The organism is Pseudoalteromonas sp. 20-MNA-CIBAN-0454 (genome assembly GCF_040308685.1).
GTDB lineage: Bacteria > Pseudomonadota > Gammaproteobacteria > Enterobacterales > Alteromonadaceae > Pseudoalteromonas > Pseudoalteromonas nigrifaciens.
In genome coordinates, this window is the sequence record NZ_JBEOOB010000167.1 from 1 (window position 1) to 271 (window position 271).

Here is a 271-nt window from a genome sequence, read left to right on the forward strand (position 1 = left end):
TTCTTGAAGTTACCAACCACAAATTATTGATCACCCTACAAGACGTTGACCGTCCTGTTGCGGGTGATGAAAACGAAAAGCGCCTAAATGATATAGCTGCATTACTGGATAGGTTAAGGAATAAAGATTTAAGTAATATCAACTTTATCGTCGCAATGGGTAATGACAAACCAGAGGATTTTGAAGTGATCTCAAAAGCGACAGATTATAGGGAAGATATTGCAAAAATAGATTTTAGAAAAACGCTAGCTAGCTTTACTAGAGCTAGTAT

Annotated in this window: 1 protein-coding gene; it reads left to right on the forward strand. The window is 36.5% G+C overall.

Translation table 11 applies throughout. The features are described 5' to 3' along the window. Window positions 1–271 (forward strand): hypothetical protein (locus tag AAEZ22_RS18390; RefSeq protein WP_352298483.1); only part of this gene is annotated, 271 nt, incomplete at both ends.